Annotated in this window: 22 protein-coding genes and 1 pseudogene; 4 read left to right on the forward strand and 19 right to left on the reverse strand. The window is 69.7% G+C overall.

The window, feature by feature from the left end; all coding sequences use genetic code 11:
• The first annotated feature begins 9 nt into the window (after positions 1-9).
• Positions 10-1,413 carry an amidohydrolase family protein gene (locus tag B073_RS0101390; RefSeq protein WP_026246937.1) on the forward strand — a complete coding sequence of 468 codons (1,404 nt, stop codon included), beginning with the start codon at positions 10-12 and terminating at the stop codon, positions 1,411-1,413.
• Positions 1,414-1,563: 150 nt separating this feature from the next.
• On the opposite strand, the gene B073_RS0101395 is transcribed toward B073_RS0101390, so the two are convergent.
• The 6 genes from B073_RS0101395 to B073_RS0101425 all read right to left on the reverse strand — a co-directional run bounded on the left by B073_RS0101395 (position 1,564) and on the right by B073_RS0101425 (position 8,807).
• Positions 1,564-4,224: a SpoIIE family protein phosphatase gene (locus tag B073_RS0101395; protein WP_202487537.1), complete on the reverse strand. Its 2,661-nt coding sequence runs from the start codon at positions 4,222-4,224 to the stop codon at positions 1,564-1,566.
• A 171-nt stretch (positions 4,225-4,395) separates the two neighbouring features.
• Positions 4,396-4,857, reverse strand: a complete 462-nt coding sequence (locus B073_RS0101400; RefSeq protein WP_018536304.1) for an ATP-binding protein — start codon at positions 4,855-4,857, stop codon at positions 4,396-4,398.
• A gap of 177 nt (positions 4,858-5,034) precedes the next feature.
• Entirely contained in the window at positions 5,035-5,463 is a 429-nt protein-coding gene (locus B073_RS0101405; RefSeq protein ID WP_037810643.1) for a (deoxy)nucleoside triphosphate pyrophosphohydrolase, read from the reverse strand.
• Between the two features lie 63 nt (positions 5,464-5,526).
• A complete protein-coding gene (locus tag B073_RS0101410) occupies positions 5,527-5,706 on the reverse strand; it encodes an SPOR domain-containing protein (protein ID WP_018536306.1) in 180 nt (59 codons plus the stop codon).
• Between the two features lie 253 nt (positions 5,707-5,959).
• A complete protein-coding gene (locus tag B073_RS0101415; protein ID WP_018536307.1) occupies positions 5,960-7,672 on the reverse strand; it encodes an APC family permease in 1,713 nt (570 codons plus the stop codon).
• A gap of 385 nt (positions 7,673-8,057) precedes the next feature.
• The gene (locus tag B073_RS0101425) at positions 8,058-8,807 is read right to left on the reverse strand and encodes a GntR family transcriptional regulator (protein WP_018536309.1); all 750 of its coding nucleotides are present in this window, start codon (positions 8,805-8,807) and stop codon (positions 8,058-8,060) included.
• A 348-nt stretch (positions 8,808-9,155) separates the two neighbouring features.
• On the opposite strand from B073_RS0101425, the gene B073_RS0101430 reads away from it, so the two are divergent.
• A complete protein-coding gene (locus tag B073_RS0101430) occupies positions 9,156-9,917 on the forward strand; it encodes a PIG-L deacetylase family protein (protein ID WP_018536310.1) in 762 nt (253 codons plus the stop codon).
• Between the two features lie 277 nt (positions 9,918-10,194).
• Here the strand turns inward: B073_RS0101430 and B073_RS0101435 are convergent, their stop codons facing one another.
• Positions 10,195-10,539, reverse strand: coding sequence for an ArsR/SmtB family transcription factor (locus B073_RS0101435; protein ID WP_018536311.1), 345 nt, complete (start codon positions 10,537-10,539; stop codon positions 10,195-10,197).
• Between the two features lie 56 nt (positions 10,540-10,595).
• On the opposite strand from B073_RS0101435, the gene B073_RS38795 reads away from it, so the two are divergent.
• Positions 10,596-11,822 (forward strand): MFS transporter, encoded by a 1,227-nt coding sequence (locus B073_RS38795; RefSeq protein WP_267881342.1) that lies wholly within the window; start codon positions 10,596-10,598, stop codon positions 11,820-11,822.
• 665 nt (positions 11,823-12,487) lie between these two features.
• Here B073_RS38795 and B073_RS0101445 read toward each other — a convergent pair.
• The 9 genes from B073_RS0101445 to B073_RS0101485 form a co-directional block, all read right to left on the reverse strand.
• Positions 12,488-14,578, reverse strand: a complete 2,091-nt coding sequence (locus B073_RS0101445; protein ID WP_026246938.1) for a nuclease-related domain-containing DEAD/DEAH box helicase — start codon at positions 14,576-14,578, stop codon at positions 12,488-12,490.
• Between the two features lie 578 nt (positions 14,579-15,156).
• Complete coding sequence (locus tag B073_RS0101450; RefSeq protein ID WP_018536315.1) at positions 15,157-16,128, reverse strand: 3-oxoacyl-[acyl-carrier-protein] synthase III C-terminal domain-containing protein; 972 nt, start codon at positions 16,126-16,128, stop codon at positions 15,157-15,159.
• Complete coding sequence (locus B073_RS0101455) at positions 16,125-17,543, reverse strand: MFS transporter (protein WP_018536316.1); 1,419 nt, start codon at positions 17,541-17,543, stop codon at positions 16,125-16,127. Before B073_RS0101455 ends, B073_RS0101450 begins: the two co-directional genes overlap by 4 nt.
• A gap of 44 nt (positions 17,544-17,587) precedes the next feature.
• On the reverse strand, positions 17,588-17,998 hold the full coding sequence (locus B073_RS47450; protein ID WP_063740833.1) for a hotdog fold domain-containing protein: 411 nt from the start codon (positions 17,996-17,998) through the stop codon (positions 17,588-17,590).
• A gap of 44 nt (positions 17,999-18,042) precedes the next feature.
• A complete protein-coding gene (locus B073_RS47455) occupies positions 18,043-18,522 on the reverse strand; it encodes a holo-ACP synthase (RefSeq protein ID WP_018536318.1) in 480 nt (159 codons plus the stop codon).
• Positions 18,516-19,337, reverse strand: a complete 822-nt coding sequence (locus B073_RS0101470) for a hypothetical protein (RefSeq protein WP_018536319.1) — start codon at positions 19,335-19,337, stop codon at positions 18,516-18,518. Before B073_RS0101470 ends, B073_RS47455 begins: the two co-directional genes overlap by 7 nt.
• 14 nt (positions 19,338-19,351) lie before the next feature.
• On the reverse strand, positions 19,352-19,636 hold the full coding sequence (locus B073_RS0101475; RefSeq protein ID WP_018536320.1) for a phosphopantetheine-binding protein: 285 nt from the start codon (positions 19,634-19,636) through the stop codon (positions 19,352-19,354).
• 92 nt (positions 19,637-19,728) lie between these two features.
• The gene (gene lysA / locus B073_RS0101480) at positions 19,729-21,033 is read right to left on the reverse strand and encodes a diaminopimelate decarboxylase (RefSeq protein WP_018536321.1); all 1,305 of its coding nucleotides are present in this window, start codon (positions 21,031-21,033) and stop codon (positions 19,729-19,731) included.
• The gene (locus B073_RS0101485) at positions 21,030-22,397 is read right to left on the reverse strand and encodes an ATP-grasp domain-containing protein (RefSeq protein ID WP_026246942.1); all 1,368 of its coding nucleotides are present in this window, start codon (positions 22,395-22,397) and stop codon (positions 21,030-21,032) included. Before B073_RS0101485 ends, lysA begins: the two co-directional genes overlap by 4 nt.
• Positions 22,398-22,944: 547 nt before the next feature.
• Between B073_RS0101485 and B073_RS0101490 the strand changes: the two genes are divergently transcribed.
• A complete protein-coding gene (locus B073_RS0101490; RefSeq protein ID WP_018536323.1) occupies positions 22,945-23,952 on the forward strand; it encodes a GlxA family transcriptional regulator in 1,008 nt (335 codons plus the stop codon).
• A gap of 256 nt (positions 23,953-24,208) precedes the next feature.
• Here the strand turns inward: B073_RS0101490 and B073_RS0101495 are convergent, their stop codons facing one another.
• The 3 genes and pseudogenes from B073_RS0101495 to B073_RS0101505 all read right to left on the reverse strand — a co-directional run bounded on the left by B073_RS0101495 (position 24,209) and on the right by B073_RS0101505 (position 26,039).
• Positions 24,209-24,925 (reverse strand): alpha/beta fold hydrolase, encoded by a 717-nt coding sequence (locus B073_RS0101495; protein ID WP_234024961.1) that lies wholly within the window; start codon positions 24,923-24,925, stop codon positions 24,209-24,211.
• A gap of 213 nt (positions 24,926-25,138) precedes the next feature.
• Positions 25,139-25,264: pseudogene (locus B073_RS47025) on the reverse strand (IS3 family transposase); the annotation flags it as partial.
• A gap of 421 nt (positions 25,265-25,685) precedes the next feature.
• Positions 25,686-26,039 carry a hypothetical protein gene (locus tag B073_RS0101505; protein WP_018536326.1) on the reverse strand — a complete coding sequence of 118 codons (354 nt, stop codon included), beginning with the start codon at positions 26,037-26,039 and terminating at the stop codon, positions 25,686-25,688.
• Positions 26,040-26,088: the final 49 nt, after the last annotated feature.

Below are 26,088 nucleotides of genomic sequence, written 5' to 3' on the forward strand. Positions count from 1 at the left end.
AAGAGCGGAATGAATCTTCCGAAACTGAGCCGGCGGCGTGTGCTGGCCGGCCTGGGCACCGTTCCGCTGGCCGCCGCGGCCGGCTTCCCCGAACGCGGCCGGGACCGCCCCGCCGAGGCCCCGGACGAGCGCCGCACCACCCTGCTGCGCGGCGCGGACCTGGTCCTGACCATGGACCCCCGGGTGGGCCACGGCCCGCTCGGGCAGCTGGCGGACGGCGTGGACGTGCTGCTGCGGGACGGCACCGTCGCCGCCGTCGGCCGCGGCCTCGCCGCCCCGGACGGCGCCCGCGTCCTGGACACCCGCGGCCGGATCGTGCTGCCGGGCTTCGTCGACCTGCACAACCACCTGTGGCAGTCCAGCATCCGCGGCGGCTGTGCGGACGAGGACCTCTACGGCTGGCTGGGCGGCTGTGAACGCGCCGTGCTGCCCAGGATCGGCCCCCGGGACATGTACCGCTTCGTCCACCTCGCCGCGCTCGACGCCCTCCAGGCGGGCGTCACCACCGTCGTCGACTGGGTCCACCCCCTCCCCTACGCCACCAGCGAGCACTACATCCGGGCGCTGGACGACGCCGGACTGCGCTTCGTCTACGCGGCCACGCAGAGCGCCGCCGACGCCCACCTCGTTCCCAGGGTCAAGAAGGACTTCCTGGACCCGCTGCCGCTGGCCTCCGCCCAGGTCGCGGCGCAGGCCGGGATGAGCCGGCGCAAGGACCTGCGCGCGCTGCACGAGGTCGCCCGCGACCTGGGCGTGATGTTCAACTCGCACGTGCTGGAGAGCAGGCGCGACCGCAAGGACGACCCGATCCGCTCGCTGCGCGAGATCGGCGCGTTCGGCCCGGATCTGCTGATGAACCACGCCATCCACCTCACCGACGGGGAGATCGCGCTGACCGGCGAGCACGACGTGCGGATCGCGCACTGCCCGCTGAGCAACATGCGGCTGGCGTCCGGCATCTGCCCGCTGCCGGCGTTCCACCGGCACGGTGTCCGGGCCGGGCTCGGGCACGACGGCGGGACCGACGACACCTCGGACATGTTCAACGTCATGAAGGCGGCGGTCGGCCTCCAGCGGGCCCTGCACGAGGACGCCGGGATCCACCCGACCATCCCGGCGGTGCTGCGGATGGCGACCCTGGGCGGCGCGGAGGCCATCGGAATGGCGGACCGGGTCGGCTCGCTGACGCCCGGCAAGCGCGCCGACGTCGTCGTCCTCGACCCCGGCACGCTCAACTTCGCGCCACGCTTCGACTGGACCAGCCAGATCGTCCTCAACGGCCAGCCGCCGAACGTGAGTGACGTCTTCGTCGACGGCCATCTGCGCAAGGCGCACAGCGCGCTCGTCCACGTCGACACCGAACGCGTCGTACACGAGGCGGAGTTGGCTGCCCGGCACATCCGGGAGGCGTGACACGACACGGCCGGCGGCCCGTACGGGGTCCCCCTACGGGGCCGATGGCCCCCCTTTCACCCAGGGTAGGCGGTGCACCGCCCGCGCCGCCGCCCCTGTGGACGGCCACCGTGCACGACCACCGCGCACGGCCACCGCCGTGCACGCCCCTCAGAACAGGCTCAGCAGCGCCTCCGCCGGGTCCACCGGCGTCGTGTCGCCGTCCGGCAGGGCGAGTTCGAACCAGACGGTCTTGCCGCGCGGGGTGCGCCGGCTGCCCCAGCGCTCGCTCAGCAGGCCGACGAGTTGCAGACCGCGGCCGCCCTCGTCCGTGTCCCGGGCCCGCCGGCGCCGCGGCTGGGCCAGATCGGCGTCCCAGACCTCGCAGACCAGCGTCCGGTCCAGCAGCAGCCGCAGCCGGATCTCGCCCTGCCCGTGCCGCAGGGCGTTCGTCACCAGCTCGCTGACCAGCAGCTCGGTGGTGTCGACCAGGGCCTGCAGCCCCCAGTCGGTGAGCTGGTCGCGGGCCAGCTCCCGGGCCCGGGACACCGACCGCGGCTCCGGCGCCAGGCTCCAGTCGCCCACCGCGTCCTTGGGCAGCCCGTGCACCCGGGCCATCAGCAGCGCGATGTCGTCCTCGCCGTGCGAGGTGTCCAGGGCGGACAGGACGTGGTCGCAGACGTCCTCCAGCGGCCGGCCGGAGTCCGAGAGCGCGCGTCGGAAGGCTTGTAGCCCTTCGTCCAGTGGATGGTGCCGGGACTCGACCAGCCCGTCGGTGTACAGCGCGAGCAGCGCGCCGTCCGGCACCTCGACCTCGATCTCCTCGAACGGCTCCCCGCCGACGCCCAGCGGCATCCCCGGCGGCACGTCCAGCAGCAGCGCCTCCTCGCCCTCCTCGACCAGCACCGGCGGCAGATGTCCGGCGTTGGCGAAGGTGCAGCGGCGGGTGATCGGGTCGTAGACGGCGTAGACGCAGGTGGCGAGGTAGACCTCGGAGAGGTCGGCGGTGCGGGCCGAGCGGTCCTGGGCGGGCCCGCCCAACGCCGCCCCGGAGCGGCTGCGTGCGGTCCGCGCCATGGCCCCCCGGTCGCCGCTGCCGCCCAGACCCTGCGCGATCTCGTCCAGCGCCCCCAGCACCTCCGCCGGCTCCAGGTCCAGCAGCGCCAACGTGCGGACCGCGGTACGGAGTTCGCCCATGGCGACGGCGGCACGCAGGCCGCGGCCCATCACGTCGCCGACCACCAACGCGGTGCGGTGGCCGGGGAGTTCGATGACGTCGAACCAGTCGCCGCCGACCTCGGTGGCGGTGGTGCCGGGCAGATAGCGGCAGGCGATGTCCAGCCCGGCCGCCTCCGGGTCGCCGGGCGGCAGCAGGCTGCGCTGCAGTATCAGGGCGCGCTCGTGCTCGCGGCGGTAGAGGCGGGCGTTGTCGATGCAGACCGCGGCCCTGGCCGCCAGTTCGACGGCCAGCGCGGTGTCCCGCTCGCCGAACGGCTCGCTGCCCTTCGTACGGGAGAACTGCACCAGGCCGACGACGGTGTCCCGGGCGACCATCGGCACCGCGAGGGTGGAGTGCACCACCGCGCCCAGCTCCGGCCCGTCGTCGCTCTCCCGGCCGGGGATGATCTGTGCCTGGGCGGTGCGCAGGGCGGCCGCGCACGGGGAGTTGAACGGATAGCGGTGGACGGCGCCGACCGCGACCGGCGTCTCCTCGGGCGCCCCGCCGGGAAGCGGGACGTCGGAGACCGCGCTGGCGAAGGCCACCCGGCGCAGCTCCGCGCTGCCGTCGCTCATCCCGGGCTGCTCCTCGTCGCCGGCCAGCAGCCCCTGGTAGAGGTCGACCGACGCCAGGTCGCAGAACTGCGGTACCGCGACGTCGAGCAGGGTGCGGGCGGTGGTCTCCAGGTCGAGGGAGTTGCCTATCCGGGCGCCGGCCTCGTTGAGCAGCGCGAGGTTGCGGCGGGCGTTGGCGGCCTCGCGTTCGGCACGGCGGCGGCCGGTGACGTCGGAGGCGAGCGCGGCGACGCCGATGGGGCGGCCGCTGGCGCCGTGCAGCCGGTAGAGCGAGACCGACCAGCGGCGGCGGTCGTCCTCGCCGGGCACCTGGCCCACCAGCTGCAGCTCGCTGACCGGTTCGCCGGTCTCCAGGACCCGGCGCAGCGCGGCGGTCATCCGCTCGGCCTCGGGGCGCGGCAGGAAGTCGTGCGGGGTGCCGCCGCGGTACCTGCTCGCCGGGCCGCCGAAGACGGTGGCGAACCGCTCGTTGACCCGCAGCAGCCGCAGGTCGGTGCCGAACAGGGTAAAGCCCATGGGGGATTGACCGAAAACGGCCTGCGCGGCGGCGAGGTCGGTCTCGATGCCGCGGAGCGCCCGGACGTCGACGACCAGGCAGACCGCGCCGCGTTCGCCGTTCTCGTTCTCGGCCGGCATCACATAGATCTCGGCGAGACCCTCGGGCGCCCGGCCCTCCTCCCTGCGGTAGGGCACCAGGCCGGTCCACTCCCGGCCGTCGAGGATCTCGGACACCTTGCGGCGCCCGGTCGCGCGGAACTCGCCGGGCACGAACGCCTCGACGGGGTCCTTGCCGAGGGCGTGGCGGGCGGGGATGCCGAGCATCTGCGCGGCCCGCTCGCTCCACTGGTCGATGCGCCCGTCGGGACCGAGGGAGAACGAGGCGGCCTTGATGTAGTCGTAGATCGATCCGGGCCGGCTGCTCTGCCATACGGGCGCACCCTGCGGCTCGCGGGCACGGCGGCGTTCGCCAGGGTCCACCCGGCCGTCCGCACCGCCCCGACCGCCGTTCTGCGCGGGTACCACCCCGCCGGATGACATCTCGCTCACGAGCCCCGTCCCCTCCAGCTCATCGTGCCCGGACCGGACCTGCCGAGTATTCCAGCACCTCGGCTATCCGGAACACGGTCTTCACGATCACAGCACAGTCTCGATCGCAGGCCCTCTACGAAATGTCGATGAAATGGCAACGATCAGGACTCCTCCTGACTCCTAACCAGCCACCGACAGCTCGAACCACACTGTCTTGCCGCTCTTTCCCTGCCGGGTGCCCCAGCGCCGCGAACTGTGCGCGACCAGCTGGAGTCCGCGTCCCCCCTCGTCGTCGGGGGCGGCGGCACGGGTCCGCGGCGGGTCGGGCAGCGGATCGGAGACCTCGATGAGCAGCGCCCCGGCGCCGAGCAGCACCATGCGCACGCCGATCGGCCCGCTGGTGTACCGCAGGGAGTTGGTGACCAGCTCGCTGACCAACAGGACCGCGACATCGGCGGCGCCGTTCAGCCCCCAGTCGTCGAGCACCTGACGGACCATGGTGCGGGCGGTGCGGACCGCACCGGGGTCGGCGGGGAAGCTCCACTCGGCGCTCGGTGCGCCGGAGGCCCTGCCGCGCCTGCGGACATCGGTGGCGCCGGGATCCGGGACCTCTGCCGCTGCGCTGTCGCTCACGCCGATCACTTCCCAGGCCGAGGGTTCCCCGCCGTACCTGGCCCACACCGAGGGGGCCAATCAGGACATACCCGATATTGAACGGCGAGTACCGCCCTCAATTGCACACAGTGGCACAAATGGCGCATATTTCCCGTTAAAGCATGGGGCAGGGCGAGGCCACGATGCGGCGGGGGCTCGATGCGGCTACAACCGCGCGCCCGGGATCCCCACCGCGGGCCGGGACCCCAGCCGGCGCATCACCTCGGCGACCGCCGGACGGTCCTGGTCCAGCCAGTCGACCTCGCGCTCCTCACCGGGCCGCAGCCAGCGCAGCTCGTCATGGTCCTGGAGCGGCTCCGGACGGCCGGAGACCAGCCGGGCGGTCCACACCTGGAGGACGTAGCCGGGCCGCAGCACCCACTCGCCCGGGATCCGCTCCACGGGGGCGGCGTCCACGCCCAGCTCCTCGTGCAGCTCGCGGACGAGCGCCTGCTCCGGCGTCTCACCGTCCTCCACCTTGCCGCCGGGCAGCTCCCACCGGCCGGCCAACGCGGGTGGCGCGCTCCGCCGGGCGGCCAGCAGCCGCCCCCGCTCGCACACCGCACCGCCCACCACTACGCGCACCGTCGTCATGCGCGGCAGCCTACGTCCCCCGCCGGTCTTCCGCTCCCCGCCCGTCTCCCCTCGCGCCGCTCCTCAGGCGGCTCCCTGCCCGACCCGCTCGACCACGTAAAGCCGTTGATTGCCACGGGTGTCGAGGCGGTCGGCGACCCGCTCCGCCTCCGCTCGGGTGGCATAGCGGCCGACGCGATAGCGGTTGCCGCCTTCGTCCTGGCGGATGACGAGCCAGGGCAGCACGGTCTCGTCCTCGGTCATTGCGCCCCTCCGTCCGCCGCGCAGCGCGCCGCGGCGGCGCGCCCCTCCTCTGCTGATGCCGAAATCGCAATCCGCATATGCCCGAGCCTACGCCCGACCTTCACGCACCGGTTATGGAATTACACAAAGAGAGACCGAACCGGCCACCCGCGGGCCCTGGATCACCAGGTGCGGCCCGCGAGCGGCCGGGGCGCCCGAGCACTCGGGCGGTGGTGCGGGGTGGGCCGGGGGAAGCCCACGGTGTACGGGCGCCTCAGGCGGTCGTCGGGGCCTTTTCGCCGCTCGTCCCACCGTCGGCCTCGCCGGCCTCGCCGGCCTTCTCAGCCTTCTCGGCCGCGGCCAGCTCCGCCTCGACCTGGACCAGCGACGGGTTGCGCCAGGCGCTGCGCACGCCCCAGTAGTAGAAGGCGAGCGCGATCACCGCGACCACCGCCAGGTCGACGCCCGGCGGGAGGTAGCCCTGGCCGCCGAACTCCTTGCCGCCCAGGTAGGAGACGGCCGCCATCACCACGAGGTAGATCACCATCCAGGCGCCCGCCTTCAGGTGCGGCATCAGCTCGCGCAGCGGGCTGCGGCCCTGCTTCCACGGCCGGACGATCTCGTACCAGGCCCAGACCGGCAGCCCGATGGCCATGATGAAGATGACCTTGCCGGTGAGCGGCCACTTGCCCCAGTACAGGACCAGCGAACCGAAGATCATCGCGACCGGCGCGATGACCGGCATGGCACGCAGCTGCACCGGCCGCTTCATCTGCGGCGCCAGCCGCCGCAGGCCCATCACCGCGACCGGCCCGGTGATGTACGAGATGACGGTCGCGACCGAGACGATCTCGGCGAGCGAGCCCCAGCCCCGGAAGACCGCGAGGAACATGAACGCGACGACGAGGTTCAGCACCAGCGCCGGGCGCGGGATACCGGTCTTGGGGTCCACCTTGCCGAAGACGCCCGGCAGGTGACCGTTCTCCTGGACGCCCTGGATCATGCGCGAGGTGGTCGCGGCGTAGATCATGCCGGTACCGGACGGCGAGACGAACGCGTCCGCGTACAGCAGCAGCGCCAGCCAGTTCAGGCCCCAGGCGAGGCCCAGCTCGGCGAGCGGGGAGTGGTAGGACAGCCCGCCCCAGCCCTTGCTCAGGTCGGCGGCGGGCACCGCGAAGAGGAAGGCGACCTGCAGCGCGAGGTAGATGACCAGCGCGATGATGATCGAGAAGGCGACGGCCTTGGGCAGCGAGCGGCCCGGGTTGCGCGCCTCACCGGCGAGGTTCAGCGGCGACTGGAAGCCGTTGTAGGCCCAGACGATGCCGGAGAGCGCCACACAGCTGAAGACCGCGCTCCAGCCGTTGGGGGCGAAGCCGCCGGCGCGGTCGATGTTGCCGGTGTCGAAGTGCGACAGGATCAGGGCGCCCGCGGTGAGGATCGGCACGACGACCTTGAAGACCGTGATCGCGGTGTTCGTCTTGGCGAACAGCGACACCGCGAACCAGTTCATGAAGAAGTAGAAGATCAGCAGCACGCTGGCCACCGCGACGCCGGAGCCGGTCAGCTCCGTCCCGTCGTACATCGCCTTGGCCCAGCCGAACTCCCACGAGCTCATGTACTGCACCGAGGCGGTCGCCTCGCCCGGGATCACGGACACGATGGCGATCCAGTTGGCCCAGGCCGCCAGGTAGCCCGCGAGGGAACCGTGCGAGTACTGGCCGTAGCGGACCATGCCGCCCGCCTTGGGGAACATCGAGCCGAGCTCGGTGTAGGTCAGCGCGATCGTCAGGGCGACGACCGCGCCGATGACCCAGGCGAGGATCGCGGCCGGACCGGCGATGGCGGCGGCGCGCTCGGCCCCGAACAGCCAGCCGGAACCGATGATGGACCCGAGACCAGTGGCGGTCAGGGCGATGGTCCCGAGGGACCGACGGTAATTCGACGAGTGCGAGCCCTGCTCCGCACTCGTTGTCTTCGTCGTGGTCACGTGCTGGTCTCCTGGTCTTCCCCCGTGCCGTGCACAAACTTCGCCATCGTATGAGCGAATCCGAAGATCCGGTTCCCGCACCGGACAAAAAATCCCGCCGAGTTGAGCCTCTGTGAGGTTTCCAACACCGATATCCGGACGGCATTCGCCATCAAACCCAAACAAACCGGACACTCAAGTCGGCCGGAAATCGCGGTCGGTAGACCCTTCGATTTGCGCAGGATCCCCACACACGACGTCGACTTGACGACCACGGGGAGTCCGCAGAGAGTCCGCGGGGGGGCCGCGGGGCGCTCAAGGCCGCCCCTGAATACAAGGTCGCCCCCGATACTCAGCGAAACCCGGCACAACACCCCGTACGGCGGCCCTCGCGCCGCCCCCGCCGCTACTTCACCGGCAGGTGGTACGCCACCCGATGCCGCGCCGCGAGCGCGATCACATCCGCCGTCTCGACCGGCCGACCGCCCGCGAAGTACGTACGCGAGACGACCAGCACCGCATGGCCCGGCACCCCGCCCAGCGCCATCGCCTCCTCCGCCAGCCCCGGGCGCGCCCCGACCTCCTCGACGACGTTGTCCACCACCACGTCGATCGCGGCCATCCGCTCGACCACCCCGCGCCCGGCCAGCGGGCCCTCCTCCGGCAGCATCACCGGCGTCCGCCCGGTGATCTCCAGCGGCTCCCAGGAGGTGGAGAGCATCGACGGCTCCCCCTCCGCGCGGAACACATAGCGCGTCCGCATCACCCTGGCGCCCACCGGGATCCGCAGCCGGGCCGCCACCGCCGAACCGGCCGCCTCCTGCTCACTGTTGGACTCCCAGGTGCCGCGCACCCGCTCGTCCGTCTGCTCCTGGCGGAACGGTGTGCAGCCCCGGCTGTGGTAGCCGCCGCGGGCGATCCGGCGCGGCACCGGCTGCTCCCGCACATACGTCCCCGACCCGGACCGGCCCTCCACCAGGCCCTCGGCCATCAGGACCTTGCGTGCCTCCAGTGCGACGGTGTCGGAGACGCCGTACTCCTCGCGGATACGCGCCTGGGAGGGGAGCCGGGTGTGCGGGGCCAGCACCCCGTCGACGATCTTCTGGCGCAGGTCACCGGCGACGCGGAGGTACGCGGGCTGCTCACCGAAAGGCACATGCCCCTCCCAACAGCTTGACAGTCAGCGACAGCGTGACAACCCCGCGTCGCCGACCGCAAGCTTGAGCCAGACATTTACGGATGGCGATCGCCGCAGCTCAGTTCGGCCGCTTCCGCACCCCACCACACCCCCAAAACACCCGTTCCACCCCCTTCCCCCCTTCCACCCCGTCGCGCCGGCCGTCGTCATCCCGGCCGTCGTCGCACCGCGCCCGCTGTCCGTCCGTATCCGTCCGTATCCGTCCGTGTCCGTCCCTGTGGGGTCGCGGCCGGCCGTGTCACCATCGCCAACGAGATCGCCGCCGAGAGCGCCACGTAGATCGCCACCGAGCAGATAGGGGCCGTGATGCCGATCGAGAACGCCGCCGTCAGCTCTCTCCGCCCGATGCCCGACGACTGGCGGCGGGCGCTGGCCGTCGTGGCCCACCCCGACGACCTCGAATACGGCGCCGCGGCCGCCATCGCCGAATGGGCCGACGCCGGCCGGGACGTCCGCTATCTCCTGGTCACCCGCGGCGAGGCCGGTATCGACGGCCTGGCGCCCCCGGAGTGCGCTGCGGTCCGCGAGGCCGAACAGCGCGCCGCCGCGGCGCACGTCGGCGTCCGCACCGTGGAGTTCCTCGACGGCCACCGGGACGGCGTGATCGAGCCCTCCATGGCGCTCCGCCGCGACCTGGCCGCCGCGGTCCGCCGGCACCGCCCCGAGCTGCTGATCACCCTCAACCACCGCGACACCTGGTTCGGCACCCACTGGAACACCCCCGACCACCGGGTGGTGGGCCGCGCCGTCCTGGACGCCGCGGCCGACGCCGGCAACCGCTGGATCTTCCCCGAACTCGCCGACACCGAGGGCCTCGACCCCTGGCCCGGCGTCCGCTGGACCGCCGTCGCCGGCTCCCCCCGCCCCACCCACGCCGCCGAAGTGGGCCCCGGCATCCCCCGCGCCGTCGACTCCCTGGCCGCCCACACCACCTACATCAAGGCCCTCACCACCCCCGACCAGGACCCGCACACCTACGCCCACGACTTCCTCGACCGCGCCTTCACCACCGCCGCCGCCCGCCACCACGGCCGCCCGGCGGTCCTGTTCGAGGTGTTCGCGCACTGAGGCGGGCTCAGAGGACGGGCGGAGCCCGGCCAGCGGCCCGGTAAGCGGCATTCCAGAACGCCACTCGTCGCTGCGGCCACGGCAACTTCCCCTTGTGGCCCGCACGTTCGCCAGATCACCAGGTCGCCGCGACGACGGGCGTCAGGCGTTGCACTGAGTTCGTCCCGGCGCCGGGGTCGCGGTGCGTTCGGTGCGTTCGCCCCAGACGGCACGGTGGCAGGGGTGAGGGGTGGCCTGCGGGCAACGGGCGCCTATTGCTTGAGCTTGAGTGGGGCGCTCACCCGACGGAGGGCGGTTCGGATCGTTCGTCGGCCCCGAGGATCGCCTGCAGGAGGCCGGGAAAGCGGCGCTCCATGTCCTCGCGGCGGACGCGGACCACCCGCTTGCGACCGTCGGCGACCGTCCTGGTCAGGCCCGCCTCGCGCAGGACCCGGTAGTGGTGGGAGATGGTCGGGTTGCTCAGGCCCAGGTCCACCCGCGCCACCAGGATCGCGCAGTCGATCGGGTCGACGGACTCGTAGAGCGCCCGCATCAGCGTGCGCCTGCCCGGATCGGCGAGCGCGCTCAGGATGACCGTGAGATCGAACGAGTCGACGGACGGCTCGGGCAGTGTGCGTGGCATCCGTGACCCCCCTCCATTGTTTGACCGTCATCGAAGCATAGGCTAGCGTCGCCGATGTGACGATTTTAAACTCATCGAATTCAGCGTCGACCTGGCGGTTAGTCATCCTGGCCATCGGCACCTTCGTGCTCGGTGTCGATGGATTCGTGTTGCCGGGACTGCTCCCCGACATCTCCAAGGACCTGGCGGTGAGTACGTCCACCGCAGGTCAGCTCACCACCGCCTTCGCCGTCGCCTACGCGATCGGCTCGCCCGTCATCGCGACCCTGACGGGTCGGATGGATCGGCGCGTCGTCATCGGTGCGGGCATGATCGTCTTCCTCGTCGGGATGGTGCTTCAGGCCGCGGGACCGACCTACGGGCTCGTGCTGGTGGGCCGGATCGTCGCGGCGCTAGGCGCAGCGGCGTTCCAGGCCAACGCCTTCGCGGTGGCCGGGGTGTTGGCCCCGCCCGAGCAGCGGGCCCGGGCCTTCGCGGTGATCGGTGCCGGACCGAGCCTGGCTGCGGTGCTCGGCGTACCCTTCGGGCTGCTGATCGGCCAGATGTGGGGCTGGCGCGGCACCCTTTGGACGATCGTCGCGCTGGCCGCCCTGGCTGCGGTGGCCGCGGGCATCGCGATGCCATCGATGACCCTGCCCGCGACGACGATGCGGGAGAGGCTCGCGGTGCTGGTGAACCCGCGCATCCTCATCCTGCTCGCGGTGAGCGCCCTGGTGCTCGCGCCGACGTTCCTGATCTCCTCCTACTCCGCGGCCATCGTCGGAGTGAGCACCTCGGGCAGCAGCAACGCGATCCTGGAGGCGCTGCTGATCTACGGTGCGGGCTTCTTCCTGGGCAACCGGCTGGTCGGTAAGTTCGCGGACCGGTTCTCCTCGCTGACCGTGCTCACCACCGGACTGGGCATCGTCACCCTCGGATCGGCCCTGCTGGCCGTGGTCCAACACTGGTTCATGCCCACCCTGGTGGCCCTGTTCATCCTCGGTCTGATGGGATCCGCGCTGTTCATCCCCCAGCAGAGCCGGGTGTTCGTCGCCGGTGGCGACGTGGCCACCGTCGCACTGAGTCTCAACGGGTCGATGAACTACGTCGGCACCGCGCTCGGCGCCGGCATCGGCGGCGCGGTGCTCTCCGTCGCCGGCGTGCTCTGGCTGGCGCCGGCCTCCGCCGTTCTCGCCGCCCTGGTGGCGGGCTTCGCGCTGCTCACCGCGCCTGAGCGCAGGGCCGAGGAGACGCCCGCCAAGACCGAACAAGCCGAGCTCAACGCCGGACAACGACTCAGTTGAAGTCAATCGCCACACGGAAACCAAGCGGAGACAAAGCGACGCAGGGTGTGCGGGGTGTACCGGGGAGCCCGGTCCCGACCGAGGAGGCCGGCCGCCCGCACCGCCCGCCGGAAGCCGGGGCCGTAGGTGGTCGCCGTCGGCATGGTGCCCACCGCCGCTCCGCGCCGGGCAAAGAGCACGTCCCGGCCACCCACCGGGGTGACGCCCCAACGCCGCAGATGCGCCTCGATCTCCCGCTCCAGGAAGGCGGGCAATGGCACATCGCGGTAGGCGCCGGTATGGCTACGTACGGCGGGTGCAGAAGAGGTGACCCGCTACGCGGAGCAGCGGTGCGGGGTCGATGGACCTTGGCGTCTGCGATTGCCGTTTCTGCGGCGACAGGGCTACCAGCCAGAACGGTCCTCCGACTCAGAGGTCTTTTGACGTGTTGTGGAGATGGGCCGCGCCGCGACAACACCGGGATCACTCCGTTCGCGTCAACACCTGCGACTACTCCGTCGCTCAGGCGATGAAGGCGCCCGCCCTGTTGGACGCAATCACTTGGTGCGGGCCAGGCGCGACTTGATGCCGAGCAGGCCCAGCGCTCCTTCGAAGTCGCCCTCTGCTGCGGCTCGTACTCCAACAGAAAGGGGGACTGGGTGAGTGCTGCGCTGGCGCCCTGGCCGCTACCTGCCGATGCTGCCGAGCCAGAGCAGGTCGCGAGCCCGGGTCATGGCCACGAAGAGCTGGCTGCGCAGCAGTTGCTCGCGTTCCTGAGCCGTCTCTGGCGTCTTTGTGCCGTCGGCGATGTCAGCCGGCGTCTCGCGTGGGAGCGTCGTGTCGTGCTGAGGCAGGAAGACGTTCTTGAACTCCAGGCCCTTGGCCCTGCGGTAGGTGCCTAGCTTGACCGCGTCGACGGGGTGGCCGTCGTAGTGCTCCAACAGGCACACGGGGATGGCCGCCTGGGTGAGCAGGCGCTGGTAGTGCCCGATGGCCCGCATAGAGGGGCACAGGAGCGCGGTGTCGGCGCGCGCACCATCGGGCAGGGCCCGCAAGGCGTCCAGGAGTTCCTGGTCGTGAGCGTCCACCGTGGGCCTGGTGACCCGGACCACGTGCCCATCGTGGTAAGTGAGGTCGACGTCACGACGGCCTGGCGTGGTCAGGCCGTCAAGGTCCTCGAACGCGTCGTCGGCCACGACGGTGAGAGCGGTGTCCAGGATCTGCTTGCTGTTGCGGTAGTTGGTGCGCAACACCTGCCCGCGATCGCCGCGGATGTCGATGCCCGCGTCGGAGAGTCGGAAGCCACCTGGGTATACGGCCTGCTGGCCGTCGCCGACGAGCAGCAGGCCGTTGGGCACGTCGCCAACGAGCGCGTGCAGCAGGCGTACTCCGACAAGGGTGAGGTCCTGAACCTCATCCACGATGACGGCCTCGTACAAAGGCCGGTCACGGTGGCGTGCTGCTTCGGTGAGGGCGAGCGAGAGGACGTCGTTGAAGTCGTGCACACCGCGCTCGCCGCGCAGCGATTCGTATGCCTCGTACAGCTCCCACACGGATTGCCGATGGGCTCGGCGCAGGCTCGCCTTCCTCCTCCGCCTGGGGACGGTTGCGTACTCCTCGAACGTGGTGAGGCCACGCCCCTTGATGACGTAGTCGATCTCCTCACGCCAGTAGGTCGGGGCCGGATCGATCTCGACCAGCCGGCTCTCGCGCCCGACATGCTTCCAGGCGAGGCTGAAGGCGGTCTCCGCCTTGTCACCGTGCAGCCTCACCGGGACGCCGCGCTCCTGCAAGAACTCCTGTGCCCAGGAGTGCAGGCTGCGAAAGTTCACCCGGTCAGCGACGGCCGGAGCCATGGTCGTGAGAAACGTACTCTGCACGCGGGGCAGGTTGTTGGCGAAGGTGACGTACAGGATGCGACCGGTCGTGCGCCTGGCCAGGTAAGCGGCACGATGCAGGGCAACCACCGTCTTGCCGGTACCCGCCGGGCCGCTGACACGCGCCGGACCCGACCAGTTGCGGCGCACCAGCGCGACCTGGTCGGGGTGCAGGAAGGTCATCCACTGCTCGATCGGCGCCCGCATCCCCTCCTCCAAGACGGCGTCGCGCAGCCCTTGCAGGTCGAACAGTCCATCAGGGGCGTCGTGTTGCGGCCGCTCTGACGCCGGCAGCGCCTGCTGGGTGACCGCCGCCCCTTCGTAGTCCGGGAAGACCCGCTCCAGATGATCGGCGATGGCGCGGACCGACTCCGGCCGTAGCCTGAGCCGCTGTGACAGCAGCGCGGGACCGGTTTCCTGCTCCCCCAGGAGTCGTATCCGGCCAAGGCCGGCATCGATGCGCTGTCCTGCGAACACCATCAGGGGCTGGACTGCCACTGGGGACATACCAAGGGATGCCACCGCGCCCTCGACAGCCTTCGTGACAGCGAGCAGCCTGGCTGCCTGGTCGTCCCGCGGCTCGCCTCCGGCGCACAGTTTTCCGTCCGCGGCCTCTGGGGCAGAGTGCCAGTTCTTTACGTCGACGACGAAGACACCGCCGGGTCCCACCAGCACCATGTCCGCGTTCGATGTGCGCGTTCGCGGCCAGCGCCGGTCCACGAGCAGTCGCCATCCGCGCGCGGTCAGCACGAGCAGCTGGGCGGCAACGCGTCGCTCGCCCTCACTTGCCGCTTCCCATTGGCGGGCCTGCCGGCGGGCCGCCTGCCACTGCTCTCGCAGCAGCCGCTCCTGTCGCCGCGCCTCCTGCGCCCGTCGCGACGCCGATCCCCCTGCCGCCATGTCCAGCCCCCGCCCTCGTACGCGAAGTGACGATCGTAGGACGGTCAGCGGCGGGAGCGACAGAGCGCATACCAGCCCCACAAATGCCTGCCGCACACTCACCGGGCACGCCACAGGCTCTCTGGGGCGGCATGCTCGGAGATGCGCTCTCCGCCTCGACGGAGTGATCAAGGCAAGCAACTGTGCGCTGTTGAGGAAAGCGAGTGCGACAACGTCGGCGCCGATGCCGCGAGGCGGATCGCGCCCACCGGGCGACGTGCTGGACGCACCGGGGCCGCATGGACGGAGTCGCCGAGCAGGACACCGCCGGCCGCGCACCTTCCGGCTCGCCCAGCTCCCAGACGGACACCACACCGTAGCCACCCGCCGCAACCAGGCCGGGCGCGCCCCGCACACCATGCGGGATGCGCCCGGCTCCTTGTTGCTCCGGCTCAGAACGCGATTCGTCTTCCGGTGGCACGACGTCGCCTCCGTCTACGCCTGGTCACCGCCACGCCCCCAAGTGCTTCAGCACCGTTCGGTTCGCCGGCTACAAACAGGAAGCGAATCTCGTGGGTCCTGGGCGGCCGATGGAGGTATCAGACCGCGGTGAGGGGGGCCGGGGCGGGAGCCTGGTGCTGGAAGACCATGGAGGAGTAGGTGGCTCCCAGTCCGGAGGCGACATAGACGTAATGGCGACCTGGCTGAAGCCGGTGGGAGGCGCGCAGTTCCGTGTAGTTGATGAACACGTCAGAGGCGAAGCAGTGGCTGTATTCGGCCAGCTTTTCCAGGTAGACGTGCTTCGGGTCGATGCCCAGGAGCGTGACGGTTTCGGTCAGGGGCGCGTTGTGGGGGATGACCCAGTGGATGTCCTCCCAGGTCAGCTTTGCCCGCTGGACTGCTTCCCGCATCACGTCGGCCAGGGCGCGGGCACTGTCGCGACCGTACTGTTTGGATTCCTCGGGCGACAGCAGGACTCCCCCGGAGTACTGGCCCATGGTCTTGGTGGCGTAGGACAGGACGCGGTCGCCGGCTGCGTCCGGGGAGGCGACCAGCAGGGCGGCGCCGGCTTCTCCCATGAGGGCTCCGGTGTTGTAGAGCAGCTGGTTGCCGGGGGTGAACGCCTTGTCGCCTGTGATGATCAGCACGCGAGCGTAGGGGTCGCCTTCGTCTTCCAGCAAAGTGCCTGCCAGTTCGATCGCGGCCAGGGCGGTGGCGCAGTTTTGCTGAGTAACTGCGAAGGAAGCCGCGTGCTGGAGGTCGAGAGCGTCGCGTATCAAGGCAGCAGCGTCGAGGTGTGAAGGCGTGACTTCCTGTGTGGAGTGCACGTAGAGCACGTATCGGATGTCGGTGGGATCGGAGACGCGCTGCAACACGCGCCGGGCCGCAGGCAGGACCAGGTCGAGGAGGCCGGCGTCGGGGTCCTGGCGAATGCGGTGCAGGCCGTGCACCTTTTGCAGCAGGCGGACCTGGGCACGCTTGAGGCCCAGGGAGCCGGCCAGTTCCTCGATGGTGTGGGAGCGGTCGGGCAGGAAGGACTCGACGGCTTCGATGGTGGCGATGCGGTTCATACGGCTTCCTTGGGGCGCGACGGGGCGGCACGGGGCGTGGGTGTGGTGTTGCGGCCGATGGCGAGGGCCAGGAAGGCGGCCAGGACGCACAGCGCTCCTGCGCCGTACCAGGCCATGGCGTAATCGCCCAGCTGGTCGCGGACTGTGCCGGCCAGGATTGCCGCGGCGCCCGCACCTACCTGGTGCGCGGTCCACAGCCAGCCGAAGACAACGGCAGAGGCGGAGCCGTAACGCTCCTGGCAGAGCGCCATGGTGGGCGGGACGGTGGCCACCCAGTCGAGGCCGTAGAAGATCGCGAAGAGCAGCATGCTGGGGGTGGCGGTCTTGGCGAACAGGGAGGGCAGCACGAGCAGAGACACACCGCGCAGGCCGTAGTAGGCGAAGAGCAGGACGCGGGCGTTGAAGCGGTCGGTGAGCCAGCCGGAGGCGACGGTGCCCACCAGGTCGAAGAGGCCGGCCATGGCCAACAGGCTTGCCGCCGTGGTCTGCGGCATCATGTGGTCGCCGGCGGCCGGGATGAAGTGAGTCTGTACCAGTCCGGTGGTGGTCGCGCCGCAGATCGCGAAGCCCGAGAAAAGCATCCAGAAGGGCCGGGTGCGGCCGGCCGCCAACAGCACGCGGAACGCACCGGTGACGCCCAGGGGGTTGTACTCAGGTTCCGAGGTGGCCTGACGCGCTTCCGGTACCTCGATGGTGTCGTCCTTCGTCGAGGTCACGGGGTCCTCGCCGAAGGGGCGCTGGCCCACGTCCTTGGGATGTTCTCGGATGAAGAACATGATCAGTGGAACGACCGCCAGGGCGGCGCCCGCCACGGTGAAGGAGGCGATGCGCCAACTGGTGTTGTCCACCAGCCAGGCCAGAAGGGGCAGGAAGAGTAGCTGTCCTGCGGTGCTTCCGGCGGTCAGAATGCCCGTTATCAGGCCGCGGCGGCGAGTGAACCATCGGTTGGTGACCGTACCGACGAAGGCGAGGGCGATAGCACCACTGCCGACTCCCACCAGGACACCCCAGTACAGCGTGAGCTGCCAGGGGGCAGTCATGAAGGTGGGCAGCGCGCTGCCGGCGGCGATCAGGAGAAGGGCAGTGGTGACCACGGGCCGGATGCCGTACTTCTCCATCCAGGAGGCGGCAAAGGGGGAGACCGCTCCGTAGAGGACCATGTTGACCGACGCCGCGGTGGCGATGGAGGCATGGCTCCAGCCGAATTCCATGTGCAGCGGATCCATCATCACGCCGGGGACCGCGCGGAATCCTGAAGAGCCGGTCAGGGCCAGGAAGGACACGACGGTCACGATCCAGACCCAGGGCAGGCGGGAGATCTTGTTGAGGCCGGCAGTGCGGTTGGCGTCGGCCTGGGCGTGCTCTCGGGGAGCGTCGACGGTGGGGGGTTGCGTGGCGCTATCAAGCTCGCTCATCAGCGTTTCCTGGTCGGTCGGTTCTGGGCGTGGCCGGGCCGTCGTCACCCGACGCGGCGTGCAGCCTGTGCCTTGGCCATGGGGACGACGCTGGTGCCGGTGGCCCGGCAGACCACTTGGGGCTCTTTCAGGACGGCCGCGCTGCTGGCACCGTCCTGGTACCGGGCGGCGATCACCTTGCGGGCTTCGAATGCGATGGTGCGGCGCAGGCGTGTGTGGCGCTGGAGGGTGCCGGATACTTCCAGGAAGTCGCCGGCGTGCACAGGGGCGGTGAAGGCGACGTCGGTGTAGCCCGTCAGCAGTCCCTCGTCGCCGTCGGTGCGGATGGTCAGCTCGGTGGCGGCGTCGCCGAACAGTTCCAGGATGCGGGCCCCGGGCACGAGATCTCCGCCGTAGTGCACGTCGCCTGCGCTGATGCGCACCCGCAGGGTGACGCTCAGGCAGTCCGGCGGCAGTGTCCCGGTGGCGGGGGCAGTGTCCGGGGCGGTGCTGGAGGCGGTCACGATGTGAGGCTCCTTTTCGGGTGGCCGAGTGCGAGAGCCACGGCCACGTCTCTTTTGTGGGTGAGGGTGAGGGTGATGCCGGCCAAGCCCAGGGCGGTGCTGCGGCGGCGGGCGCTGCCGGTAAGCCGCAGGTCGGGGCGACCGGAGGCGGCGCGGTGCACCTCGATGTGGCGGGGCAGGACCTCGCCGAACAAGCCGCAGTCGAGGACCTTCAGGACGGCTTCCTTGGCGGCAAAGCGGCCGGCGAGGAACTCGCGTCTGCGTTCATCGCCCAGGGTGTCGGCCATCCTCAATTCGGCCTCGGCGTAGGTGTAGCTGAGGAACCAGGGTCGCCGCAGCAGTCCGTCCAGTTCGTCGAGGTACAGCAGGTCGATGCCGACGCTGGGCATGGCGGCAGCCGGGCCGCCGGCCGCCCCCGCGGAAGCCGCGTGGTGGGCCTCAGCGGGGGTCGGCCGGGCGGCCGGTGCGGTCACCATGAGGTGCGCCGCCCTGTGAGATCGATGACGGCCGAGGCGCGAGCCCCTGAGCGTGGGTCGGCGTCGTGCAGGACGAGCGTTTCGTACTGCTGACGCCACTGCGGCAGCCGCTGGCTCAGTTCGAGCCATACTCCGGTGCAGTAGGTGTCGGAGCGTGTGCGGTGGATGTCCGCCCTGGTGGTCGTGGGGGGCTGGGTCCGTTCACTGGTGACGAGCAGAGTGGCTCCGTGCTCGGGGTCGTCCAGCAGCGTGTGCAGTGCGCCGAGGGTCTGGCCTTCGGTGCCGGCGCGCAGGACGTGCGGGTCACCGTCGCCGTCGGCGGCGAGGCTCAGGAGCACACCGGTGTCGATCAGTCCGGTGTCGTGCACGAGCGGGTCGTACGTGGGCAGCGTGGTCTGCTCCAGCACCGCGATGACGGCGTGCCGGCAGCGACCTCTGCGCTGATAGGCCGAGACGATCTGCAGGGCCGTGAAGGGGGCGAGCAGTCCTTGTTCGGAGACGGCAAAGCTCTTGGCCCGGTCGCCGAAGCGGTGGTTCAGGTAGGAGGCTGTGGTGATGAAGGGGTGGAGGTCGGGAAGGGCGTAGGCCACAACGATCAGGTCGGGGGCCGGGGCGGTGTCGTCCTCGTCCGTGTCGAGGAGTTCGTCCGCCAGGTCGGGGAATCCGATCTGGGGCCCGGCTGCCCACCGTTCCTCGTCGAAGCTCACGCCATAGGGCCGGACCAGGTCGGTGTGGTAGTCGGCCAGGCCGGGGATGTCGGGGGCAGGGCGTCGGGCCGGGGCCAGTACGTGCCGGGTGGCGGTCAGGGTTGCCATGGCGGTCTCCCGCTTCAGTGGGCAGCGGCCGCGACCGGGTCACCGGCCGGGGCACCGGTCGCGGCGAGTACGAAGTCGGTGAGCGTACCGATGGTCTGGAAGTCGTCGGCGTCGATCTCCTCCGGGTCGACCTCGATTCCGGCCGAGTCCTCCAGGGACATCAGCAGTTCCAGAACAGAGGTGGAGTCCAGGTGCAGGTCCTCGAAAAGGCGAGTGCTCTGCTGGGTACCGGTCACCTCGCGGTCCAGGACCTCGGTGAGAGCGGTCTCGATGGCCGTGATGGCATCGGTGCGCTGCATGATGGCTGCTCCTTCATGAGACGGACGGTGTCGTCCGGAGTGGGAAGCGGGGATGTCGGTCGCGTGGTGCGGCGACCTGGCACGGGGCGCTTTCAGAGGTTGATCAGGTACTGCGGTTCGAGCAGGTCCTCGAGGGTGGCGCGGCGGCGGATGAGGCGGGCGGCGCCGTTGTGCACCAGGACCTCGGCCGGGTGACCGTGGCTGAGGAAGTTCACCGGTGAGGCGCTGGGGCCGTACGCTCCGGAGCGCTCGACGCCGATGAGGTCGCCGGCCTGGACCGGTGGCAGGGCGACGCGCTTGCCGATGACGTCGTTGGGGGTGCACAGCGGGCCGGCCAGGGTGTATCGCCGGGTGGCCGGGGCCTTGTAGTGCGTGAGCGAGGTGATCGGGAAGTTCCGCTTGACGAAGCTTCCGATACCGACAGCAGCCATGTGGTGGTTGGTGCCGCCGTCGGCCACGACGAACTCCTCGCCGAGGGATTCCTTCACATACAGCGCGCGGGTGACGTAGGTGCCGGCCGGGGCGGTGAGGTAGCGGCCGAGCTCCATGATCAGGCGGCACCGCGGGTGGCGCGCGGTGAAGGGAGTGAGGACCTCACCCAGTCCGGCCGTCAGCGCCTCGAGGTCCAGGTCCTTCTCGTTGTCGAAGTACGCGATGCCCAGGCCGCCACCGAAGTCGAGCGTCTCCAAGGTGATGCCGAGGCCCTCGCTGAGTCGTTCCGCAGTTGTGAGGATCTGCTCGGTGTTGTGCACGACGTCGCTGTGGTCGAGGAAGCGGGTTCCCATGTAGGCATGCAGGCCGCTGACCCTTACGGCGCGGAGCCGGGCGATCTCGGGGGCGGCGGAGCGCAGGATGTCGGCGTCAATGCCGAACTGCCGGGGCTTACCGCCCATCGCCAGGCCCGAACCCTTGGTGTGGAAGTCGGGGTTGACCCGCAGCATGGCTCGCACACCGGTCAGCTGCTGCTCGACCGCGAGCCGATCCAGCAGGTGCAGCTCCTCAAGGGATTCGCAGACGACGGCGTGGATGCCGGCATCCAGGCAAGCCTGGAGGTCCTCGGTGGTCTTGCCAGGACCGAGAAAGATGATGTCGCGCGGCGCGACACCGGCTCGCAGGGCGGTCTCCAGCTCGGCGCGGGAGGACAGCTCTGCCCCGGCGCCCAGCGAGTGCAGGTAGCCGCAGATGCTGATGTTCGGGTTGGCCTTCAGCGAGTAGAAGATGTCGACCGAGGACGGGAGGAGGTCCCGCAAGTGCTGGTAGCTGTCGCGCAGAGTGCTGCTGTCGTAGACGTAGGTCGGGGTGCCGAAGGTCTCAGCGATCTCGGAGACCGGCACGCCCTGAAAGTGGCGTTCCTGGCCCGAGGCTGCGTTGGCGTGTGAGGTGTGTGTCTCGGTCATCGTGAGGCGCCTTCCTTGGTGCTGAGGCAGGCCAGCCGTTCGGTGGCTGCCGTGTCGAGCTGCAGCAGTCGCTCCTTGTCGGGGGCGAACAGCAGGGTGTAGAGACGGCCGTCGAAACCGGCCGGAGAGACATGAGCCTGGGCGTTGACGGTGCCGAAGCAGTTGATGACGAGACCGGTGGCGTCCTCGTCAAGGCCGTCATATGGACCGAGCGCGGTGCGGATGTCCTCGAACGCCAGGGGCCGGTCCAGCCGGAGCGGGTAGTGCTTGGCCAGCACGGCGCTGCCGCTGGGTGCGAGAAGTTCGATGACGCTGCCCTGGTAACTGGACATATTCAGACGAGCGTTGATCTCCAGTACGGGGTAGATGAGGTCGTCGGCGCCCAGGATGGCGTCCACGCCGACGACGCCGAAAAACCCGTCGGCGAACAGGCGGGCGCCGATGGTGTGAGCGGCCTGCTCGATCTCCGCGCTGTGCTGCGGGGTCAGTCCAGCGGGCATCAGGTGCCCCTTGTGCACACCGTTCTCCGTGAGGGCCTGCTTCACGAAGTCGAAGTGCACCGAGCCGTCGCGGCCGATGACGAACTGGTAGTTCAGATCGGCCTTCTTGGCCAGGAAGCGTTCGACGACGACGTCGATGCGGTCCGAGCCCGACTGTGCGGCGCGGCGCCGCACCATCCGCAGCAGCCGATCCGCCTTCTTGGGGCTGTCGATGACGATGAGGCCGCGCCCGGAGACGCCGTATGCCTCCTTGACGATGACGGCAGGTGAATCAGCGAGCCCCCAGTCCAAGGCATCAGCCAGTTCCCCGATGTTCTCGCAGCACCGGCCTGCGATGCTGCGCAGCCCCAGTTCCTCGGTGACCCGGCGACTGTAGATCTTGCTGTTGACCTTTTCGGCGATATCCGCCCCGGCGCCCGCCAGGCGCAGCCCGGTTTCTTCGGCTATTTTCTGCACCTCCGGCGAGGTGCCCATCGGAATGAGGTACGCCCCGCCCTCCCCCAATTCCCGCAACCGGGCGAGGAGTTGCGGCGAGGAGAGAACCGCGGCGGCCGTCCCTGCACCTTCGGGGCGTTTTTCAGGCACCAGCTCGGTCGGCGGCGTCAATCCGAGGGCTGCGGCGTAATCGCGGAATGAAGAATCGAGCGGATTCTGAACCAGCAGAAAATCACTCTCCGCTCCGAGAAGTGCGCCAAGCTCCTCCATGCGCTGCACGGTCTCATCCGTGCCGGACACCTGAGGCCCAGGCAAACCAATGTAATTCTCCGCCCAGTCCCGCTCCACCTCGAAATTGCAGAGAAAGACGAACACGGTATCCGGGTCACCGGTGACCGCCTTTTTCATCATTCGGAGATAACTGGACATGTAGTGATCATTCTCCCTTGTATCGAAACTGCGCACACGGTGCCAATTAATCAGCCGGAGAATTCGAACAGACTGTTCAGACACCCACTGCATTGCTAGGATCGTTGATCATTCAGGCGCCATCGCCATGACCACGCCTGGAATATCGGACGGGAAGAGGCGAGGAGTGAACGACTTGACGCGATCGCGGCAGCTTGGCGACGCAGCCTTGAGTGCCGCGCAATGCTCTACGCGAAGCGGTTCGCGCGTTCACCTCTTCGCATAACGGACACACGCTCCGTCCAGCGTTGAACGAAAGAACGTCGAGCCCTCCCCCTCAAGGCCCTCACGGAAAGCGAGAGCGCCACCCCGGCGACCACCACGGGCGCCATTGAGCGGGATCGCTTCACTCCATTCCGAAGAAGACCCGATGAACTCTCGATGAAAAACCTGTCCGACTGCCACTTTGTGTATCGATGTGCTGCGGTGTTCGCCTCACAAAGAACACTGCCGCATTTCCCAGTACGCCCGCGAGCAACGCCGGGCCAAAAAATGAAGGGTCTGGGCCATGTCAGCAGAGCCTCTCCAACCCCACCGCGTCGCCGTCCTCGCCCTCGAGGGGGTAACCCCCTTCGACCTGGGCATAGCGGAACGAGTCTTAGCCGCCGCCAAGGACAGCACCGGCCAGTGCCTGTACGAGGTCATCACCTGCACACTGGACGGCGCAGCGGTCAGCACCAACGCCGGTTACCGGATCCACCCCACGCACGGCATGGACTCCCTGACCTGGGCCGACACCGTCGTCATCCCCACCCCCAACGGCTCACCGGCCATCCACGACGGATCCCTCCAACCGGCCCTGGCCCACACCCTGACCGCTATCGCAGACGACACCCGCCTGGTCACCATCTGCACAGGATCCTTCGTACTCGCCGCGGCAGGTCTCCTCGACAACCGCCCGGCCACCACCCACTGGGCCTACACCCAGCACTTCCGTTCACTCTTTCCCGACGTCGAACTGCTCCCTGACGTCCTCTACGTCGATGACGGCACCATCCTGACCTCCGCCGGCGGCGCCGCCGGACTCGATCTGTGCCTGCACATCGTTCGCCGCGACCACGGCAGCGAAGTGGCCAACCGCGCCAGCAGAAGCTGCGTGGTGCCACCCTGGCGAGAGGGCAACCAAGCCCAGTTCGTCGAAACCCCCGTACCCGAGACCACCGGCAGCACCACCGGGCCGACCCGGCAATGGATCCTGGACCACCTCGCCGAGCCCCTCGCGCTACCGGACCTCGCCCGGCACGCACGCATGAGCGTACGCACCTTCACCCGACGCTTCCGCGACGAAACCGGCATGAGCCCGGCCCAGTGGATCCTCCAGCAGCGCATCACCCGCGCCCGCCACCTGCTGGAAACCACCGACCTCCCCATCGACCAGGTGGCCATCGATGCCGGCTTCGGCTCCGGTACCACTCTGCGCCAGCGCCTGCGCGCCGCCGTAGGGGTATCCCCCGGCACCTACCGGCGGACCTTCCGCCACGATCCGGGCGACTTCAGGGCGCGTCCCGCCAACTGACGGCCGACCAGTCAACGACCGACCTGCCGCAGGCCGGCACTCCGCGCGTACGATGCGCTCGCCGACGTGTCGTCCCTGCTCGCGCTCACTTCGGATCTGTACGGAGCCGGGGCGCAGCCTGGCACGCTGTGCCCCGCCCCTGGCGGGGGACACCGTAACCGCTCCCCGAGACCGTCCAGCCCTCCCTGCCCACGGCCTGGAGAAGATGACGAACCGCATCTCGCAAGTCCCGTATCGGCGAGGGCAGGGCATCCGGTCATTGCCGGACAAGGGCGCGTATATGGGCGGAGATGGCCGCGGGCTGCTCCGCAGGAGCGTCGTGGCCGGCCTGTACGTGGACCAGCCGGCTCCCCCTGATGCCGTGAGCGAGCTCGTCGGAGTGGCTGGGGGCGACGAGGATGTCCTCGGACGCGGCAACGACGAGCGTGGGCACATCGATGCGCGGAAGGTCAGCGCGGACATCGAGCCCCAGAGCGAGGTCAATGTGCTGTCGTGTGCCCGGCGGCAGCCCGGTGGCCGTCTCCTCCGCGATGCGGTCGATGTCCGCACTGTCCAGCTGAGCAAGGGCGGCAGGGCCGCAGGAGAGCTGCATGAGGTAACGGCCGAGCAGTCGAGGATCCGCTTCCAGCAGCTCCCGCCAGATGCGCAGCGCCAGGTGCAGCCGACGGTCCGGCCGGGCGAAGCCGGCGACCAGTACGAGTGCGGCCGTGCGGGCGGGGTGACGGGTGGCGTGCCGTACGGCGATGGCACTGCCCATCGAGTAGCCGACGACGGTATAGCGCTCGAGACCGGCGCGCTCTGCTGTCAGAGCGATGCCGTCGGCGAGCTGGTCCAGGTGGAGGGGACCACCGGGGAGCGGACTACGGCCGGAACCGGGGTTGTCGATGGCGATGACGCGATGGTGCTCGGCCAGATGCTCCGGCAGACTCCCCCAGCTGGTCGCGATGGAGCCGGCCACCCCGTGGACCAGCACCACTCCCTCCCCCTGACCGTACTCAAGGTGGTGGAGAACAACAGACCGCGCGGCGGAGGGGGTATGCACAAGACTCCTTCGATCAGCAGCAACGGGCAGGCCCACGCCACGGTACGCACCTGCCGTCCTGTGCCGGGGCCGTTACAGGTAGATCGGATCGGGATGCTGTGCTGCACGCATAGGGACTGCTGCATGATCGGGTGACAGCGGGGTTTATGCGACCAGGACTGCGGGTGGGGCCATGGTGGTCTCGTACTCGATGGGGGTCAATCGGGCCAGGCGTGCCTGGCGGCGACGCCGATGATAGGGGCGTTCGATCCAGGTCACGATCGCGAAGCGGAACATCGACGACTCCGCAGTGACCTGCGCAAACCCGGATTCCGCCGACCGGATCCAGCGGGGATCCAGCAGCCGGGACGGTCCGGCGGTCACCCGCGCCGCCACGGGCGCGTCGACCGGAACCGGGCCCAGCGCTTGCTCCAGGGCTTGCCAGCAGCGCTCCCACGCGGCGGGCAAGGCTGCCGCAGCCGGGCGGCTGCCGGATGCAGGTGACAGTGGGTAACTGGCTGCTGCGTCCCGGCAGAGGAGGAGGCTGTGGCCATGGTCCGGGCACCTGGGTTTTCACGCTGCAGCGCATCCAGTCCAAAGAGCAGAAAACGGGCTCACAGGGAGGATTGTTCGCCACCCTGCGGAAAACCCCAAGCAGCAGTGGGGCCCGACCAAAGGCCGGCCCCCACGCGCTCACATCAGCCCGGGCTGGTCAGCCCTCTTCCCACGAGACACTGCCCACGCCTGTGGAGGCGATCCCGCACCTCCTGCCCGATGCGCCGGACTGGCCAGGGTTGAGAGTCACCCAGTCCCCATAAACATCCGGCGCCATCCCGCACACCACCACGGCCCGGAAGGCCACGACCTGCGCGGTGTTGTTACTGCACCGAGCCCACCCCTCACGCCCGTCCGGGGTATCGGTGGTGCAGGACAGAACGTTCTGTGCGCCGACGCCCTTGGTGGTCACCTTCTGCGGCGCGGCCTGGTCCGCGTGCGCGGTGGTGGCGCCCACCATCGGAACGGCGGCTAAGGCGAGCGATGCGGCGATTGCGCTGACTGGCTTCAATTCTCCCCCTAGATCTTCTACTTGGCCCACTACTGGGCCAAGTGTCAGG

It is taken from the genome of Streptomyces sp. MspMP-M5 (assembly GCF_000373585.1).
Lineage (GTDB): Bacteria > Actinomycetota > Actinomycetes > Streptomycetales > Streptomycetaceae > Streptomyces.